The organism is Ruegeria sp. BI7 (assembly GCF_056537925.1).
This window is the reverse complement of sequence record NZ_JBQFSK010000002.1, coordinates 222,989-241,317: the sequence shown is the minus strand read 5'-3', so window position 1 is coordinate 241,317 and position 18,329 is coordinate 222,989. Positions and strand designations below refer to the sequence as shown.

The following is an 18,329-nucleotide window of genomic DNA, read 5'->3' as shown; positions in this document are numbered from 1 at the left end:
CGGGATCAATCGGGTTTCCGGGCGATGATCCAGGTCGGGTGATAGGTCAACGGAACCCCGTCCTTGCCGCCAAACTGCCGAACATAGTCATTATTGAAGGAAAGCAGGCTCGACTTTGTCCACGGCTTCTGCGCGCGCCCGTTCACTCCGGTTCTGCGCAGATGGTCCAGCACGTCGCGAGGAGAGGAAAACTGCATCTGCTGTTTGGATTCTCCGGCACTGACGACGTTCAGAATACCTTCGACAGCAGCGGTCAAAACCTCCGGTCCACAAAGGCCGGGCGCCTTCGCCGCCGATCCAACCTGCACCAGTTCCTGATATTGCAGCGGGCCAAAACCGGAAACCGCCAGCCAGCCTCCGGGGGCCAGCGCCCGCGCGGCACGGTGCAGGAACGCGGCGGGATCTGGCAACCACTGGATCATTGACGCCGAGGCAATCAGATCCGGTTTCGCAGGCCATGCGACCGTTTCCGCATCACCACACAGAAATCCTGCACCAAAGGACGCGGCGGTCTCATATGCCTCGGAGGACAGATCGTTGACGGTCAAACCATCAAACGCGAACTGCGCGCAAAGCCTTTGGGTCAAATGACCGGTGCCACAGCCAAACTCCAATCCGGACGCAAAATGCGTCGGAGCACCGTCACGTTGCAAATCCTGCGCCAATCGCTCAGCTATCCGCGCCTGTTGGTTGGCAGCCTCGTGGTACGAGCGGAAACTGCGGCTAAAACTACGCTGGACGCGGCTGGTCATCTGGGCATTCATGCGATCCACTCCTGCCAGTTCTGACCGTTGGCAAAGGGTATATGCGCGGTTGGAACAGTTCGGACTGCTTCTTGTTGATCAACCCACGCTGCCTTTTGGGCGGATGTAGAAATGATCCGGTCCCTCAGCGGCATCCAAATCCGGTCGAACCCGGGATCGGGTGCCGGGCCACGTTCGATCACCGCGTGCAGCTCTGCTTTTGCCGTGTCGATATCTATTTCGGGCGCCGGACCTTCCAGCCCAGCTCGGCGGCAGAACTTGGCAAAGCTGGCGGTGCTAAGTTGATCGGCCGTGGCCCGGATCATGTCCGGCGCGATGCCGCGTTCGACATCGGCGGGATGCAAAGTGCCGCTGACCGCGATCAGCCGATCTGGCCGCACCCCCGTTTGTGCCAACCAATGCGCGGCCGAGGCCACGCCAAACGAGAACGCGATCAGGGTGACCCTGTCATAGTTTGACAGCTCGCTCAGCGGGTTATCTAGACGGATATAGTCGTCGACGAACAAGACATCCGTATTGCCCTCAAGGCTTTCGAAAGGACCCGGGCCAAGGGCCCAGCCCCCGAAGACCAAAAGCACCTCGGCCGTGCCTAACCGGGACAACCAGCGCTGTTTCATGACATCCCTCGAACCAGCGATACCATGGCCGAGGTTACGCGGCTTAGCTCATCTGATGAGATGATATAGGGCGGCATACAATAGATGTTGCGCGCGAACGGTCGCAGCCAGACGCCGGTTTCCAACGCCAACCCATGCGCCACCGACGGGTCGACCCAGCCTTCCATTTCGATAACTCCGATGGCACCCAAGACGCGCACATCTGCCACACCGGGCAAGTCGCGCGCCAGAGCCAGCTCCTGCGTCATCTGCGCAGCGATACCCGCCACTTCCGACCGCCAATCGCGGACCGAGAGTTGTTCCAAACTGGCGACCGCCGCCGCGCAGGCAAGCGGGTTAGCCATATAAGTGGGCCCGTGCATCATGACGCCGGCCTCGCTTTCCCCAATCCGTCGTGCGACGGTTTCGGTGGTGACCGTGGCCGCCAACGTGATATGCCCACCTGTCAGCGCCTTACCCACGCACAGGATATCTGGCGCAATGTCGGCATGGTGCAGGGCAAACAGCTCACCGGTGCGGCCAAAGCCAGTGGCGATCTCATCGAAGATTACTAGCACGTCATGTGCCTTGCACATCTCATGGGCGCGCTGCAGCCAGGTCGGGTGGTAGAAATACATCCCCCCTGCCCCCTGAACCACAGGTTCAAGGATCAGCCCCGCGATCTGGTCGGCTTTCGCCTCCAGCAACTGTTCCAGTGCATTCAGCCCGTTCAGGTCACCGTCCTCGGACCAGTCCTGACCAAAGGCGATCTGAGGGCGCGGCAGGAAATGCTGAACGGACAGGGCGCCCGCAAACAACCCGTGCATTCCGTTGACCGGGTCGCACACGCTCATCGCTTTCCAGGTGTCGCCGTGATAGCCGCCGCGGATGGTGGCAAACTGCGTTCGCCCCTTGCGACCCTGCGCCATTTGGTACTGCACCGCCATTTTCAGGGCTACTTCGATGGCGACCGACCCGCTGTCGCTGTAGAAAATGCGATCCAGCCCGTCGGGCAAAAGCCCGATCATTTTCCGGCCCAGTTCAATCGCGGGTTCATGTGTCAGCCCACCAAACATCACATGCGGCATCTGATCCAACTGCGACTGCATGGCTGCGATGATGGCCGGGTGACGATGCCCATGCACCGCACACCACCAGGACGACATGGCGTCGATCATCTGCGTGCCATCCTCAGCCGTCAGCCAAACCCCATCTGCCCCGGTGATCAGGTGCATCGGGCCGGGTTCCAGCACGTTTGTGTAAGGGTGCCACAGATGGCGGGCATCAAACTCCAGCGGTGTCATAAGGCACCTCGGATCGCGTCAATGTCGATGGCAGAGAATGCGTCGGACAGGGTTTCGCGTGAAAGGTTTTCGACGAAGGGCAGCCTGCCCAAATGGCGGATATTGGTCATTTCGGCGATGGTCTGTTCCACGTCCGGCTCAGCATCACCGACAAAGGCCACGCCAATCACATTGCATCCTGCATTGCGCAACGCCATCAGGGATAGGGTCGTGTGATTGATCGTACCCAGTGCGGTACGCGCCACCAGCACAATCGGGGCCTGCCACTGCGCAATCACATCCAGGAAAAAGACCTGACGGTTAAGCGGCACCATCAACCCGCCCGCGCCTTCGACCACCAGTGGGCCGGACACCTGTGGCAACGTCAGGAGGGCCGGGTCGATCTCAATCCCCATATCTTCGGCCGACAAATGCGGTGAGGCGGGCATGTTCAGCCGGTACGCCTCGGGCAGCACCTCGGCCCCGGTCAAGGCCTTGACGGTTTCCGAGTCGGTGGCCTCTTCCAGCCCCGACTGCACAGGTTTCCAATACTGCGCGCCAAGGGCTGCTGTCAGGCCCGCTGCAAAGACAGTTTTCCCGATGCCCGTATCCGTTCCGACTACGATGACAGGGCTCATGCAGCCTCGCTTTGTTGCTGCGCTAGGGTTTCGAACAAGGCGGTAATATTGGCCTGTGAAACATTGCCCGTAACCGAAACACGTAGCCGCGATGTGCCGCGCGGAACCGTAGGAGGGCGAATGCCGCGCACGTCAAAGCCTTGCGACTGCAGGGCTGCGGCCGTTTGCATCGTGTGCGCTTCGTCCCCAAGAATGACGGGGATGATCTGACTGTTCAGCACACCCGGCGACACGCCATTCCGGCGCGCTTCGGCATGGGCGTGATGTATTCGGGCGTTCGCCGCCTCGGTCAGTCCGGTGTCTGATTGCAAATGCGCCAGTACAGCCCGCACCAGGGCCGCGTTAAACGGAGATGGCGCGGTCGCAAAAATAAAAGGCCGTGCCCTGTTGATCAGCGCGTCGATCATCAGCCGTGGGCCACAGATCAGTCCGCCCGAAACGCCCAGACCCTTACCGCAGGTATGCAATGTGAGCACTTCGGCCTTCAACCCATGCGCCAGTCCTTTGCCGTGTGGGCCGAAAACACCGGTCGCATGGGCTTCGTCCACGACCAACACCGCGTCCTGCTCCACAGCCAGATCGGACAGCGCATTCAGGGGCGCGAGATCACCCTCCATCGAATAGACGCTCTCCACGGCAATCCAGATTTGACCGGACCCTCCTGCGGAAAGCCAGTCGGCAATAACACGGCGCGCGTCGGCCACATCGTTATGAGCAAAGGCCCGCGTGTCGGCCCGGCCCATACGCATGCCTTCATGAGCGCTGGCATGAACCAGATCGTCATACAGGATCAGATCACCACCGGCGGGAAGGGTCGAAAAAATCGCCTGATTGGCCTGAAACCCGCCACCCATGAACAAGGCGGCCTCGGCGTCGAAAAACGCGGCGGCCTCAGCCTCCAACGCCTCATGTTCCGGGTGATTGCCGCGCAGCAACCGCGACCCACCCGATCCCAGCGGCACACCGCGATCCAGCGCCTTTTGCGCGGCACCTTGCAGCCATGCAGATTCGGACAGACCCAGATAATCATTCGAGGCAAAGTCCAGCCCACGCCTCGGGGTCAGCACCCGGCGACGATGCCGGGCGCCTAATGTTTCAAGCATCGAGTTCAGGCGACCCAATGCTTTCATTCAGCAGCTTCCGCACAGCTTTGCCCGGCCACGGTTTCGGCTTGCAACCCAAGCTTGGCAAACAGGATCGCGTCCGTGTCTTCTTCCGGGTTCTCTGCCGTCAGCAGCGTTTCCCCCACAAAGATCGAGTTCGCCCCGGCCAGGAAACACATCGCCTGATGCTCATCGGTCATGTCGCTGCGTCCGGCAGACAAGCGAACATAGGATTTCGGCATCATGATACGGGCGGTGGCGATCACACGCACGAACTCGATCGGATCGATCGGCTTGGCGTCCGCCAGCGGTGTGTCTTCCTGCGGCATCAGCATGTTGATCGGCACCGATTCAGGTGCGGGTCCCATATTGGCCAGTGTGACCAACATATCGACACGGTCGCCGACCTCTTCACCCATCCCCAGGATACCGCCGGAACACACTTTGATCCCGGCTTCTTGCACGCGGGTCATTGTATCGATCCGGTCGGCAAAGGTGCGGGTGGTGATCACTTCGGGGTAATACCGCTCGGACGTGTCGATGTTGTGGTTGTAATAGTCCAGGCCGGCGTCACGCAGGCGAAACACCTGGTTGTCGTCCAACATGCCCAGCGTCATGCAAGTCTCCATACCCATCTCGCGAACGCCTTCGACCATGGCCACTAGCGCATCCATGTCGCGATCTTTCGGTTCACGCCAGGCCGCGCCCATGCAGAACCGGGTAGCACCACCATCCTTGGCCTTGCGGGCCTCGGCCAACACGCGCTGAACCTCGATCAGTTTCGAGGCCGACAGTTTTGAGCCGTTGCGCGCCGATTGCGAACAATAGGCACAATCCTCGGCGCAGCCACCTGTCTTGATCGACAACAGCTTGGAGGTCTGAATCTTGTTGGGATCGAAATTCTCGCGATGCACGGTCTGCGCGCGGAACAGCAAATCCATCAGGGGAAGATCATATACGGCCTGCGCCGCCTCGCGGGTCCAAGTGGGGGAGGTGTTTTCCATTTTATCGATAATCTATCCAAAACTCCATGCCTAGCTTTTCTAATATCGATAATCCGACAAACTACAACTTAAATCTAATTCAACAGCGCCGAACCGCGAAGCGTGATCAAAGCCCAGCCACCTGCGGTAAAAGGTAGACTCCTGTTTCAGGGGCACAATTGACCGCAATACGGCAGCCATACGCCTGACTGAGCAAATCGTCGCACAATGTATCCACCGGCGTGCCCTGGCTGAGGATTTGCCCATCCGACAGTAGAATCACATTGTCGGCACACATGGCCGTCAGGTTCAGATCATGCATCACCATGACCACCCCGCCGCCGCTGGCCGCGAAATCCCGAACAATTTGCATCACCTGCAATTGGTGGCCGATATCCAGGCTGGAAACGGGTTCGTCCAGAAACAACCAGCGCGACCCTGCCGGCCCGGTCGGTTGCCACACCTGCACCAGAACGCGGGCCAGTTGAACACGCTGCTGCTCACCCCCTGACAGTTCCTGATAGAACCGCCCTTCAAACCCACCCAAACCGACACGAGTCAGCGCATGCAGGGCAATCCGGTCGTCCATAGATCTGCGCATACGCCCTATGCGGATCACCTCTAACACGGTGAAAGGAAAGCTCATCGGAGTCGCTTGTGGCAGGACGGCACGAATGTCGGATAGCTCAGCAGCGCTGGTTCGCGCGATATCCCGACCGTTCAACGTAACGGCCCCGTCATGGTCCAGATCGCCGGTCAGCGCGGCCAACAAGGTAGATTTACCCGCCCCCGACGGGCCGACAACAGCAGTCACCTGTCCGGGCTGGGCTGAGAAAAACAGATTGCTTAGGATCGTGCGGCGTCCCAGCTGAACGCTCAGGTCTGTGACAATCAACATGGTCTAAAGGTCCACAATTCCGCGTTGCCTCAACAAAATCCACAGAAAGAACGGCGCGCCGATGACTGCGGTGACAATCCCAATGGGCAGCTCAGACGGGGCGATGATCATTCGACTGATCAGGTCGGCCAGCACCAGAAGGGCCGCGCCCAGAAGGGCCGAATTGACCAGCATGTATTTGTGATCGGGCCCCGAGGCCAGTCGCAGCAGATGCGGCACCACGATACCCACAAACCCGATCCCACCACTGACGGCAACAGCAGCCCCGGTCGATGCTGCGACGACCAGAATGGCGCAGGTTTTCAGGTGTTGCACACGGATGCCGATATGCCCGGCTGCGGCTTCGCCCAGGGCCAGACCGTTCAGACCAAGCGCCAGAAATGGCGACAGCATCAGGGGGATCAGGATCAAAGGGGCCGCAACAATGATCTTGCTCCAACTGCTGCCCGCCAGTGAGCCCATGGACCAAAAGGTGAAATCCCTCAGCTGCGCGTCATCCGCCATGTAGACAAGGATGCCCGTCAATGCCATCGCCAGCGCGGTCAGCGCGATCCCGGCCAGCAGCATCGTCGCAACCGAGGTTCGGCCACGCCGCGTTGCGACCCGATAGAGCAGCATTGTAGTGATCCACGCGCCAAAAAACGCCGCAACCGGGACAAGCCATGTCGCCAGCCCAGCGGCAAAGGTCAAAGTCCAGCCCAGCACAATCGCACCAACTGCCCCCAGACTGGCCCCAGCGCTGACACCGACGATGCCCGGATCGGCCAGCGGATTTCGGAACAAGCCCTGCAGAACCGCCCCAGATACGGCCAGCGCTGCCCCAACAAGACAACCCATGATCACACGGGGCGCGCGGATATCCAGCAGCACCACCCGGTCGCGCAAGGACAGGTCTTGGCCCTGCGCCATATCAAGCAATGCCTGCCACAACGACGTGCCCGCCGATCCCGTTGCAAGCCCGGTCAGCACCACCACACTCAATACAACGATCAAAACCCAGCTGAGCCGACGCGCGGTTACGCTCCGGTCGCCGTCGATTGCCATCCCGTCAGCGGTTTGGTCAGCCATTGACGCCGCGCAATCCAGCTGCAAGATCAGAGATAGCCTGCCCAGTGCGTACCGAGAATCCCAACAACAACATGCCATCCATCCGCAACAATTTAGCGTTCTGACCTGCCGGTGTGGCCGCAATCGCAGGGTGTTTGAAAACCTGTTCATCTGTCAGGGAAATCTGTTGGCCGCTGTCCATCAGTAAGATGACATCGGGGGCTGCTGCAATGATCGCCTCATCCCCCAATGGTTTATAGCCCTGAAACCCCTCAACAGCATTTGTGGCCCCGGCCAGTTCGATAATACCCTGCGCTGCCGTATCCTGCCCTGCGGCCAGCACGCGCCCACCCTGCATTGCAAGCACAAACAGAACACGCTGATCGGCCAATTCACTGTGCGCAGTGGCGGCATCGATTGCGCCGCCAATGCGTTGCGCCAGTGCTTCGCCCTCGTCAGGAACATCCAGCGCCTTGGCAACGGCTTTGATCTTGGCGACAACCGCCGCGCGATCATGGCCCATCGGTATACTGACCAAAGGGATATGACTTTCGGCCAGAACCTCCAGCGTTTCCGGCGGGCCTGCGCCCTCTTCTGCCAAGATCAGATCGGGACTGACCGACAGCAACCCCTCGGCGGACAAGCGGCGCACGTAGCCTATATTTGGCAATGCGGCGACCTGCGGCGGATGGTTCGACGTGCTGTCGCGTGCCACCAACCGGTGTTCTTGTCCCAGCGCATAAATGATCTCGGTGATCGATCCCCCGGCCGAGACAATGCGTTGCGCCGGGTCGGCATGCAGACCAAATGCAGATACCAACAACACCAATCCGGCAAGTTTCAGTTTTGCGCGCACCCGAGTCATGCCGGAACCTCCTCTGGGCGGCCCTCAAGCGACGCAACAAGGTCGTTCCAGATTGCAGCTGAGGCAGGCTCGGCCAGCACGCCAAAGATTTGCAATATCAGTGCGCCCTGCGCGTCAAACGCCTCGACCGAGATCGCATCGCCTCGTTTGGTGGATTTCCTGGCCTGCCAGACCTCGGCGATGTGGTCGGTGCGTAGGTGCAGGTTAAAGCCAGGATCCAGCACATTCAGCCATGGGCCCATCTGCTTGACCTCCTTGATGGGTCCGGTGTGAATTTCGATGCACCCCTGATTACCAACAAAAACCATGATCGGCAGGCCTGTTTTGGCGGCGCTGTGCAGAATTGTGTCGACGGCCGATATCACCAGAGCCCGCACATATGGCGCCCCGGCCATGCGATAGGCCCCCAACCTGTTCAGCTTGAGCTTGCGAACCATCTGGAGAAACTGATGGGTATCTGTGATTTCATCCCATCCAGCACGCAGACGGTCGGTTTTCTCGGGCTCGACCTTGGCGGGTTCAACCGCTGCGCGCGATTCAACTGTCAGAGTGTCTGACTGGTCCGGCAGTTTCAGGGCCTCGATCACGGCATCCCATTCCTCGATCACAGAGGTATCGCGCAAAAAGACCTTGTGAACCGCATCACCTGCGGCGTCGAAAATCTGAAGGGACAGGCGTTCCGAGCCATCCTCAAGCGTTTTGGCCACGGCAAAGCCGTAAACCCAGTGACGCGGGAACATGCGCAGATCAATCTCGTGATTGGCGATCAGCGCCGCGTGGGGGCCGCCACGGTAATCATCGTAAATCCCCACCTTCTCGATCACGCAGCTTTCGTTGCGAGTCAGTGCCATGACCTCGCCCAATCGGTTCACCAAGGGCATAAGCCGATCCATGTCGGGGCTTATGCGGGTGGCTCCGTGTCCGACATGCGCGGCCACCAGCTGTGCCTCGGTGATGCCGAGTTGATCCGCCAGATCACGCTCGCGCCGCTTGGGGTTTTCCAACCGCGCAGCACGGATTTCAGAAGGGCTTGGATGGGTCATGGTCGTCTCCACAATGGTATCGAAACGCATTTGGCTGGGACCGAGACGACCGGGCTGCGCGCTTTTTTAGCTTTCTTTGCCCTTGTCCTAAGCGGTCCGGCCTGTGGCATCAAGGGCACGCAGCAGTTTTCTGACAAAAATAGTATGGTATTAAAAAATCTAATCCGCTAAGGAGCCGCCCACATGGACCACAGCGCGCAGCATCAAGCGCGCAGGCCCGTAGAAACACCCAGCACATCGCGAGGTAGCATCTGAATTTCGCCTGTTTCAGGCGGGTGCATCTCTGACTGCACGATACACATACTGGGGGTTTCAATGAAATCAGCATTAAAGCGGCCTACCGCAAGCGTGGCCCTGACCAGCGCCGTTTTGGCGGCAACGCCGCTATGGGCGCAAGAACAAGAAGACGACATCATCCAACTCGATGACATCATCGTCACCGGCACCGGGCTTCCAACCGAGGTTTTCGACAGCCCGTCCTCCGTCACCGTTGTGGATGCCGGTGAAATCCGAGAAATCCCCCCGGCCTCAGTCGCCAATCTGTTGTCGGATGTGCCGGGCGTTCAGGTGTCCGAGAATGATCTGGATCGTATCCGTATCCGTGGCGAAGATTCGCAGCGCGTCGCCATCCTGCTGGACGGTCAGCGCCTGTCGGATCACAACCGTTATGGAACACCTCTGCTGGTGTCACCCACCGATATCGAACGGATCGAGATCGTGCGTGGCCCTTCATCGGTTGTCTCAGGCAATCGGGCCATCGGTGGCGTCGTGAACATCATCACCAAACGCGGCGCAGACAAACCGGTCGAGGTTTCCGGCACCGCAGGTTACATCGGGTCCAATGACGGCTATCGCGCCGCTGCCAGCATCGCAGGTACGTTCAACGATTTTGACTATCGTCTGTCGTATTCGAAACTGGACCTGAACGACCGCGAAACACCCGACGGTGATCTCGTGCCCTCCAGCAGTGAAGAACACGGCGTGCTGGGCTTTGTCGGATACCGCTTTGGCAACAGCTATGTCGGCCTGCGCGCACAGGATTTCGGCGCCTCGACCGAGGTGTTCACCGGCAGCCCGGATGCCCAGATCAACCTGCCCAAACGGGACCTGCGCAAATACAGCGCGTTCTACGAAGGCGAAGACCTGACGCCCTGGATGTCGATGCTGAAGTTCAGCGCTTACACGCAAAAGGTCGACCGCGTGTTCGACAGCGAATTCACCAGCAGCGGCGGGCCGGTCACCACCATTGTCAACGCGGGATCGGACGATGAACAGACAACCAGCGGGTTCGTGGCAACAGCAAACTTTGAATTTGCACCCGGTCACCGATCGGTTATCGGGCTTGAATATGACGATGACCGGTTAGAGACCACTAAGACCTCTGATATCACGATCCTTCCGCCCTTTGGACCGCCCAGCCAAATCAGCGTGCCCTCTTTCACGGATGCGGAAATCCGAACGGCCAGTATTTTTGGACAGCACGAAGCAACCTTTGGCGATTTCGTCGCCACGGTCGGCGCGCGCTACTATAGCGTCGAAAGCGATCTGAACGAACGCACGGTCAACGGGTTTCCGCTGCCTGATGCCAGCAATAGCGATGACCGCTGGCTGGGCTCGATTGGTGCCGTCTACAATCTGTCAGATGACGCCATCCTGCGGGCCAACATCTCGCAAGGTTATACCTTCCCGTCCCTGTCCGAGCTGTACCTGTCCACGTCGGCTGGCGGCCAGGTCATCAATGGCAATCCGAACCTGAAACCCGAAACCGCGACAAACTATGAAATCGGTGCGCGCGTGAATCGCGGGAACTTCGTGCTGGATACGGCCATTTTCTATACCGAAGCCAAGGACTACATCACCACCGTGGCCGATCCGGTCAATCCGGCCGAGCTGATCTATGACAATGTCGAAAGCGCAGACAGCTGGGGCATTGAAATCGCGGCCGAGGTTGATCCCGGCTGGGGCGGTGTGCGCCCCTATGTCATCGTGTCGAATGTGACCCGAGAGTTCACCTATTCCAACGGGTTCAGCACCAAAGACAGTGGCACCCCGGAATGGACAGGGACGCTTGGTGTGCGCTCAGACTGGCAGACAGCCAGCTTGACGGGCACCTGGGATATGTTCCTGCGGGGCGAAAGCGCGGCCGAGTTGCGCGACGAAAACGGCAATATCGTCGACAGCGGGACAGCCACCGGCACCAACCCGACCTCGGGCTGGACCACGCTGAACTTCCGCGGCAGCGTGGATTTGACCGAGAACGCATTGCTGACGCTCGAGCTTAACAACATCCTCGACAGGTCCTACCGGGCCAATGACCAGATCCCGGCTGCAGGACGCAATATCAACCTATTCGTCACTGCAACCTTCTGACCCGGAGAATAGCGGGGCCACGGGGTAACCCGGTTGGTCCTGCACACAGGAGAACCTTATGATATCCCGATTGATCCTGTTTATGGCCCTTGCGATGGTACCGGTTGCCCTCGCCGCGCAAGACACCCTGACACCCCCAGTGCCAGAGGTTCTGGTGTCAAGCGACCAGATTGGACCAGCGCAACCAGATTCGGCTGAACCCAACGAGCCCGTGCCTGGACACAGCACAGGCGTGGAAACCGCACAGGATGCCTCGGTCCAGGCGGCCGAGTTTCTGCGCAAAGGCGGACCATCGATCTGGGCCGTCGCGGTACTGTCTGTGGTCACCGTTGCCCTGATCCTGTGGAAGATTTGGCGGCTGGCCCTGATCGGGGCATGGTCGAGAGGCAAGGCCGGTCAGGCCGTGGATTTGTTCGAGACTGGGGAGCCCGATGCCGCTGTTACGACGCTCCATGGCCGCCGGGGAGTTCGATCCAAGGTGATTAGCCATGCCATCCGGTCCATTCGCACCCTACCCGAAGACCGCGCCCGCGAAGAGGTTTCGCGCGTGGCCAAACGCGAGATTGCCGATGCCGGTACCGGCCTTCGAGCGCTGGAGCTAATCGCAACGATCGCACCTCTGTTGGGTCTGTTAGGCACAGTTCTGGGCATGATTGCAGCGTTTCAGGCGCTGCAACAGTCAGGCAACCGCGCCGATCCCTCCCTATTGGCTGGCGGTATCTGGGAGGCGCTTCTGACCACCGCAGCAGGTATGGCCGTAGCCATCCCAGCCTCGGCCGCGCTGACGTGGTTCGAGGCCGTAATCGACCGCATCCGCCGCGATTTGGAAGACGGCGCAACCCGTATTTTCGTATCAGGCAAGCCGGGCAATCTGAAGCTGGCTGCCGAGTGATCTGATGCAATTCGCCCCAATTGCAAAACCCAGACGCAAGCCCAACCTCACGCCGATGATCGACGTGGTGTTCCTGCTTTTGGTGTTCTTCATGTTGGCGTCCCGCTTCGGCATCGAGTCCATCTTGCCGCTGCCGCTGGCCTCTGCGGGCCACGAATATAGCGGACCGCCGCGCCTGATTGACGTCCTGCCCAACCAAGAGTTGCTGAACGGCATCGCCAGCGCGGATATAGCTCGCGATCTTGCACCACTGATGCAGGCCCCCACGGATTTGGTGATCTTGCGCGGCAGGAATGGCGCGACATTGCAACGGATCGTGACCGTCACCGAGACCCTGCGTGACGCTGGGTTTATTTCGGTCGTTTTGGTGGAATAGCGCGATGAATTTCTCGGACCCATCCGGCAAACCGCGCCCTGCATCCATCCTGCCGATGATCAATGTCGTGTTTCTACTGCTGATCTTTTTCCTGATGACGGCGAACCTGATCAAACCCGAGCCGTTCGAAGTTACCCCGCCAAAATCGACATCCGACACCGACCCCAAGGTTAAGCGGGTGCTTTATGTCGACAAAACTGGCCGTATGTCCTTCGAAGGGAAGGAAGGAAACGCGGCGCTGGTCGCCTTGGCAACGATTAGCGAAACCAACAGCGTCGTCCAGGTTTGCGCCGATGCACAGCTTGAGGCCAAAATGATGTCCGGGCTGCTGCGTGGTCTTGCACAAGCGGGGCTGAACCGGGTCGAGCTTGTGGTGGCCCGAAAATGAAACGCTGGGTTGAAGCCTTTGTTTTTGTTGCTCTGGCCGCCGCCTTGCATCTCGCCGCCCTTGCCAGCCAGCCAAAGTCTGGTGTTGTTGCGGGCGGTGTTGGTGGCGCAGATCTGGCAACGATAAAAGCTGCCGCCCCCTCGGTGGCCGAGATGGTCAAAACGTGGGAGGCTGCGCCCATCACGCCCACCCGGCAGACGCCGACCGTGCAAGTGCCGCAAACCCCGGCCGTCCCCGCCGGGCCAACCTTGAAAATCGATCAGGCCCCAAGGGCTCAAATGACAATCGCACTTGCCCCGCCAGAACCGGAGAAGCTGCCGCAGGTGGACACGGCACAGCCGCCACCAGTTGTCGCGCCGACGGAAAGGGCCGAGCGTGAATCTCAACAGCCAGACAAGACACCCGCGCAGGACGGTCGAAAAGCCAAGGTAACCGCCGCAGGTGTAAACAAACAGGTTGCCGCAGGTTCAGGTGACGGATCGCAGGCCGGGGCGGGATCGGCGGAAGTGAACGCTGGGTCCTCTGGAAAGCAAGCAAAGCTCAAGGTGTTTTGGGGTGCAAAAGTTCGCGCCCGCATCGAGCGCAACAAGCAATCGTTGCGCCGCACGGATGGTGGCAGCGCCATGATCACCCTGACCGTTTCACGCGATGGGCGTCTGTTGTCGCATAAACTGCTGAAATCCTCGGGCAATTCGGCACTGGATCAGGCCGCGCTTAGCGCTGTGGCCCGTACAAAGCGCGTACCGAAAGCACCCAAGGGGTTACAGGGCGACAGCTTTCGCTTTTTTGTACCGATCAGGTTTGAGCCCCGTTAACCGGCGCCACCGTCAGGAAAACGGGTGTGGTTCCAACAGAATTCGAACCGAAATCGCGATGAAAAACAGCGCGCTGCCGGTCAGGACAAACACGTGCCAGATGGTATTGTGAAACGGCAGGTGTTCCGAAAGATAGAATGCAACGCCGACGGTATAAACGACACCGCCCGCCATCATCAGCCACACTATTGTCGGCGACAGCTCGGTCAGCATGGATTGTCCGGCCCAAATGATGGCCCATCCCATCATCAGATACAGGCCCAGACCAAACCACCGAAACCGGTTTGGATCGATCAGCTTCAATGTTGATCCCAGCGTCGCCGACGACCATAAGCCAATCAAAAGCCCCCATGCCTGCCCGCCCGAAAGCAAAACGAACGGCGTGTAAGTGCCAGCGATCTTGACGTAGATACCCGAATGATCCAGCCGGCGCAGTAGATCGGACCATCTGTCATTGTCGACCATGTTGTAGAGGGCGGAAAACGTCAGCATCAACACCAGCGTCACGCCATAGATCGAAACTCCCAGTACTGCCTCGGGCTCGGACCGGTGCTGGGCGGTGATCGTGATCAGAACCGGCACGGCAACAAGGGCCGCGGCCACGCCCAATACGTGTACAACCCCATCGCTGATACGTTCGGCCCGGGTATAGGCCGGCCGGATATCTGCAAAAGACCACATGTCTCAAATCTAGGGGTCGGATCGCAACCCGACAAGTTTAGGTCGGATCATCCCCTGCCTTGGGGTCTTTGTACCTGTTCAGGTCAAACACCCCTGCCTGAATTGGCTTCTGATCCAGGAACATCTCGTAAATCCGATCGCTGAGCGCCCAGAATTCGGGGCTTGTCCGGCGCACGCCGTATTCTGCCACCAAGGCCATGTAATCGCCTTGCGATCTGACGGATTTCAACGCGGTTATGAAGGGGGCCAACTGGTTCTGTCGGACATGGAAATAAAAGTTGGGATAACTGCCGATCAGGCCCGGAAGAATTGTCACCTTGTCCTCGGCCGGGAGTCGGCGCGCCTTTTCTTCAAACAGAAAGGCGACGTTGGAATGCGCCTTGTCATGGGCCAGGGTGAACAGCTCTGCCGCGCCGCCATCTTGCTCGACCACAAGAACGGACAGGTCGGGCAGATATTTCACCCAATCTCCGGTCTGATCCGCCAGATCGCGCAGCAAAATGCCTGACTGATCCGAGGGGCAATCACCGTCCAAACATCGGTTGATCGGGTCGGTGGTGGGCCACAGGCCATTGCCACGTTCCAGCAAGGTCAAGAGGAACTCTTGCTTAGGAGTGGTGGTTGCAAAGGTGATGCCGGTGGGGAAATGACCATCAACGTGGCGACGGTGCCAATAGGTAAGCCATTCGGCCAACACGCCCTGATACCAGCCTTGATGCATCTGCGACCTGACACCCCGTGGCATGAAAAACAGGAACGTATCCTCACTCTCCATCCGCAGCTCGTTCATATAAAGCCGCGTTGTCAGCTGATGTTCGACCCGGCCGAAAACATCATAGCCCGCGACAAGGTCATAGTAGATACGTTCGAACACCGGGAAATCCAGAACCCACGCGGTTTCGGGAATGCCGCCGTGAAATCCGGTCATGGCCGAGGCGTTGTCGAAGTGACGGAACACGGTGATCAGAGCGTTGGGGTTAGAGCCGTCGCCGTCCCAGATCGAGCCATAGTCAAACCCGGTTTCGTATATCGGGGCCTTCTTGTACCGTGCGTCCCGAAACTCGAGATACCGAACCTGGTTCTTGTGCGAAAACCCCGGCAACGCGCCCAATGCACTGGCGTCGGCCTCTGACACGGGCAACTCCAGATAGATGGCCCCGTCTTGCAGAAAGCTGGGGTCGGTAACTGACAAATCCGCTTCCGGGTCAAGGAAGCTGACCCAGAACCGGTCTTCAATCACATCAACTGCGGTCGCTCCGTGACAGACAGGGCCGCGTATGAAGCTGCGGACAAAAAACAGCGCATCATCCAACAGGAACTGATAGCGGCTTTTGGCGGGCATCTGCATATAGGTGCTGAATGGATTGCCGCCCTCGGCATCGCCATAGGAGGGTAGCTCAGCGAGTGTCCAATCGGGATCCAAAAACAATTGTTGATAACGCGCCATGCGATCTGGTCCCATCGAATATACCAGATGTTCCTTGTGTACGATCGTTTCGGTGACCTGCTGCAAACGATAGTAGAACGCACCCGCCCCCGGATCATCGAATGGCCGCCGCGTGGCAATAATGTCTATGGTGTCACCCGGCGCGGTGGTCGAGCGGACGAGCTGAAAGAACCGCCGCGCATTGTCATCTTGGAAATGGAGGCGGGCCAGAAACAGGTGTTCGTACAGATACCGGCTCATCAACTGGCTGCGCATGTCGTTTGAATTCAGGAATACCTCCCACTGCGTGATCTGGTCCTGAATCTCTGAGGGAATTTCGGTTGCAACAGATGGCAGCGCTGCGCCGCTGCGCGCCCAGGTCATGAGGGCCTGAAATTCGGCATCCGCCAACGGTGCAGTGCCATAGGGCATGCCGGCAAGCTCATGATCGCGGCTGAACTGATCAAATTCTCCGGATGTCGAACAAACCAGAGGGCGATCAAGCGCCAGACCAAGCTCGCTCGGAAGTGGCGCGTTAATCGGCATCGGATTCTGACGCCCCAGCTCAAGATACCGTTCCAGCAGGCCCGGAGTTTCGGCATTATTTGGATCACGGGTTACCGTGTGAAATCCCAGCGCCCGCCATTCGGGGACCGTCTGCGCATCAATCCCCAGCCGCGTGGGCTGGGCATCGGTCAAACGCTCGGTATGATAAACGGCCTGTTTGCTTGCCCCGCGCTGAACGCCTGCGGGCGAGGTGAGCTTCAACTGACAGGGTGCGTCATAGCAGCTGTGGCAGACGACACAGCGACGGTCCATGATCGATTTCACATCAGCCAAGCTTTGACCCTGCACAGCGGGGCTGGTCGTTCCCTGGGCCCGGGCATCCAGGGTAAAAAGACCAATGCTGACCACAGCCATCGCGATTGCGACTTTCAGCAGCAATAGATGTTTTCGCATCTGCGCTCCCCCCGTAACTTGCCGATATCATTGCAGTTACAGGGGGTACTAGGCAAGAATCGCTTTATCGTCAGCCGGTGTGATATCCGGGTGTCGAGCGTGAGATCGCAGTCTCTTCTTCTGTCATCTCAACCGGGAACCCGTCGAACAGGGGTGTACTCAGATACCGCTCACCCGTGTCAGGCAGCATGCACAGGACCGACGCGCCGGGCTCGGCCTGTTCAGCAATCTGCATTGCGACGGCAAAGGTCGCGCCACCGGATATGCCGGTCAGGATACCCTCTTGGCTGGCCAACTTCTGCGCCCATTCAACCCCTGTCGGACCGGCCACCGGGATCAGCTCATCAAAATAGCGGTTGTCGATGGATTCCTGCAAAACTGCGGGAATAAAGTCTGGCGTCCAGCCCTGAATGACATGTGGCTCGAACGCGGGGTGGCTTGAAACTGGATCGCTGTCCTTACCACGTTCGGTCGCGACGCCGCTGCCCACCAACTGCGCATTGGCCGGTTCGGTCAGGATAATTTTGGTCTCAGGACTCTCAGCGCGCAAAACCCGCGACACTCCGGTGACCGTGCCGCCGGTGCCATAGCCAGTCACGAAATAGTCCAGCCTTTCGCCATTGAAATCCCCCAGTATTTCCCGCGCGGTTGTTGCGGCGTGGATCTCAGCATTGGCCTGGGTTTCGAACTGACGCGCCAGAAACCAGCCGTGTTCCTCGGCCAGTTCAACAGCCTTGCGGTACATGCCAAAGCCTTTTTCCGCCTTTGGCGTCAGAACAACCTTTGCACCCAGCATACGCATCAAGCGCCGCCGCTCGGTCGAGAAGCTTTCGGCCATGGTCACAACCAGCGGATAACCCTTTTGCGCGCAGACCATCGCAAGACCGATGCCGGTATTGCCACTGGTGGCCTCAACAACCGTCTGGCCGGGTTTCAGGGCACCGCTGCGTTCTGCGGCTTCGATGATATTGACGGCAAGACGATCCTTGACCGATCCGGCGGGGTTGAACGCCTCGAATTTCACGAACAGGTTGACGGCTTCGGGTCCCAGATTGTTGATGCGGATCGTGGGGGTGTTTCCGATCGTGTCGAGTACACTGTCAAAGATCCGGCCATTGCCCGATGTGGTTCTGAGTTTGGCATCAGTCATTGGGTTTCCTTACATGGTCGCGCGTTTCATCAGACCTGTTTACCCGGCGCT

18 protein-coding genes are annotated in these 18,329 nt (G+C 59.1%); 5 read left to right on the top strand and 13 right to left on the bottom strand.

The features are described from left to right. Nucleotides 1–5: 5 nt before the first annotated feature. The 10 genes from ACR0JB_RS08705 to ACR0JB_RS08660 all read right to left on the bottom strand — a co-directional run bounded on the left by ACR0JB_RS08705 (nt 6) and on the right by ACR0JB_RS08660 (nt 9,220). Nucleotides 6–764 (bottom strand): methyltransferase domain-containing protein, encoded by a 759-nt coding sequence (locus ACR0JB_RS08705; protein WP_480789839.1) that lies wholly within the window; start codon nt 762–764, stop codon nt 6–8. Next, nucleotides 761–1,381: a pimeloyl-ACP methyl esterase BioG family protein gene (locus ACR0JB_RS08700; RefSeq protein ID WP_170394901.1), complete on the bottom strand. Its 621-nt coding sequence runs from the start codon at nt 1,379–1,381 to the stop codon at nt 761–763. Before ACR0JB_RS08700 ends, ACR0JB_RS08705 begins: the two co-directional genes overlap by 4 nt. Next, the gene (gene bioA, locus ACR0JB_RS08695) at nt 1,378–2,664 is read right to left on the bottom strand and encodes an adenosylmethionine--8-amino-7-oxononanoate transaminase (RefSeq protein WP_170394898.1); all 1,287 of its coding nucleotides are present in this window, start codon (nt 2,662–2,664) and stop codon (nt 1,378–1,380) included. The genes ACR0JB_RS08700 and bioA overlap by 4 nt, the downstream gene beginning before the upstream one ends. Then, nucleotides 2,661–3,281, bottom strand: a complete 621-nt coding sequence (gene bioD, locus ACR0JB_RS08690; RefSeq protein WP_170505976.1) for a dethiobiotin synthase — start codon at nt 3,279–3,281, stop codon at nt 2,661–2,663. Before bioD ends, bioA begins: the two co-directional genes overlap by 4 nt. Further along, the gene (locus ACR0JB_RS08685) at nt 3,278–4,411 is read right to left on the bottom strand and encodes an 8-amino-7-oxononanoate synthase (RefSeq protein ID WP_170505979.1); all 1,134 of its coding nucleotides are present in this window, start codon (nt 4,409–4,411) and stop codon (nt 3,278–3,280) included. The genes bioD and ACR0JB_RS08685 overlap by 4 nt, the downstream gene beginning before the upstream one ends. Continuing rightward, entirely contained in the window at nt 4,408–5,388 is a 981-nt protein-coding gene (bioB, locus tag ACR0JB_RS08680) for a biotin synthase BioB (RefSeq protein ID WP_170349946.1), read from the bottom strand. The genes ACR0JB_RS08685 and bioB overlap by 4 nt, the downstream gene beginning before the upstream one ends. Before the next feature lie 106 nt (nt 5,389–5,494). Next, the gene (locus ACR0JB_RS08675; RefSeq protein WP_170394889.1) at nt 5,495–6,265 is read right to left on the bottom strand and encodes a heme ABC transporter ATP-binding protein; all 771 of its coding nucleotides are present in this window, start codon (nt 6,263–6,265) and stop codon (nt 5,495–5,497) included. 3 nt (nt 6,266–6,268) lie between these two features. Further along, on the bottom strand, nt 6,269–7,333 hold the full coding sequence (locus ACR0JB_RS08670) for a FecCD family ABC transporter permease (RefSeq protein ID WP_170394886.1): 1,065 nt from the start codon (nt 7,331–7,333) through the stop codon (nt 6,269–6,271). Continuing rightward, nucleotides 7,326–8,177, bottom strand: coding sequence for a heme/hemin ABC transporter substrate-binding protein (locus ACR0JB_RS08665; RefSeq protein WP_170394883.1), 852 nt, complete (start codon nt 8,175–8,177; stop codon nt 7,326–7,328). Before ACR0JB_RS08665 ends, ACR0JB_RS08670 begins: the two co-directional genes overlap by 8 nt. Further along, nucleotides 8,174–9,220 carry a hemin-degrading factor gene (locus ACR0JB_RS08660; RefSeq protein WP_170394880.1) on the bottom strand — a complete coding sequence of 349 codons (1,047 nt, stop codon included), beginning with the start codon at nt 9,218–9,220 and terminating at the stop codon, nt 8,174–8,176. Before ACR0JB_RS08660 ends, ACR0JB_RS08665 begins: the two co-directional genes overlap by 4 nt. 315 nt (nt 9,221–9,535) lie before the next feature. Between ACR0JB_RS08660 and ACR0JB_RS08655 the strand changes: the two genes are divergently transcribed. From ACR0JB_RS08655 to ACR0JB_RS08635, 5 genes are read left to right on the top strand one after another with little or no spacing between them, the layout of a single operon-like run. Then, the gene (locus ACR0JB_RS08655; protein ID WP_480789838.1) at nt 9,536–11,590 is read left to right on the top strand and encodes a TonB-dependent receptor; all 2,055 of its coding nucleotides are present in this window, start codon (nt 9,536–9,538) and stop codon (nt 11,588–11,590) included. Nucleotides 11,591–11,648: 58 nt separating this feature from the next. Further along, nucleotides 11,649–12,482 carry a MotA/TolQ/ExbB proton channel family protein gene (locus ACR0JB_RS08650; RefSeq protein WP_480789837.1) on the top strand — a complete coding sequence of 278 codons (834 nt, stop codon included), beginning with the start codon at nt 11,649–11,651 and terminating at the stop codon, nt 12,480–12,482. Between the two features lie 4 nt (nt 12,483–12,486). Beyond that, nucleotides 12,487–12,858, top strand: coding sequence for an ExbD/TolR family protein (locus tag ACR0JB_RS08645; protein WP_480785791.1), 372 nt, complete (start codon nt 12,487–12,489; stop codon nt 12,856–12,858). Between the two features lie 4 nt (nt 12,859–12,862). Continuing rightward, on the top strand, nt 12,863–13,246 hold the full coding sequence (locus ACR0JB_RS08640) for an ExbD/TolR family protein (RefSeq protein WP_480785790.1): 384 nt from the start codon (nt 12,863–12,865) through the stop codon (nt 13,244–13,246). Then, nucleotides 13,243–14,061 carry an energy transducer TonB gene (locus ACR0JB_RS08635; RefSeq protein ID WP_170577816.1) on the top strand — a complete coding sequence of 273 codons (819 nt, stop codon included), beginning with the start codon at nt 13,243–13,245 and terminating at the stop codon, nt 14,059–14,061. Before ACR0JB_RS08640 ends, ACR0JB_RS08635 begins: the two co-directional genes overlap by 4 nt. Before the next feature lie 12 nt (nt 14,062–14,073). Here the strand turns inward: ACR0JB_RS08635 and trhA are convergent, their stop codons facing one another. The 3 genes from trhA to cysK form a co-directional block, all read right to left on the bottom strand. Next, nucleotides 14,074–14,742, bottom strand: coding sequence for a PAQR family membrane homeostasis protein TrhA (trhA, locus tag ACR0JB_RS08630; RefSeq protein ID WP_170349956.1), 669 nt, complete (start codon nt 14,740–14,742; stop codon nt 14,074–14,076). A 37-nt stretch (nt 14,743–14,779) separates the two neighbouring features. Then, on the bottom strand, nt 14,780–17,128 hold the full coding sequence (locus ACR0JB_RS08625) for a fatty acid cis/trans isomerase (protein ID WP_254440503.1): 2,349 nt from the start codon (nt 17,126–17,128) through the stop codon (nt 14,780–14,782). A 70-nt stretch (nt 17,129–17,198) separates the two neighbouring features. Further along, a complete protein-coding gene (gene cysK, locus ACR0JB_RS08620) occupies nt 17,199–18,278 on the bottom strand; it encodes a cysteine synthase A (protein ID WP_170505984.1) in 1,080 nt (359 codons plus the stop codon). Between the last annotated feature and the right edge of the window lie 51 nt (nt 18,279–18,329).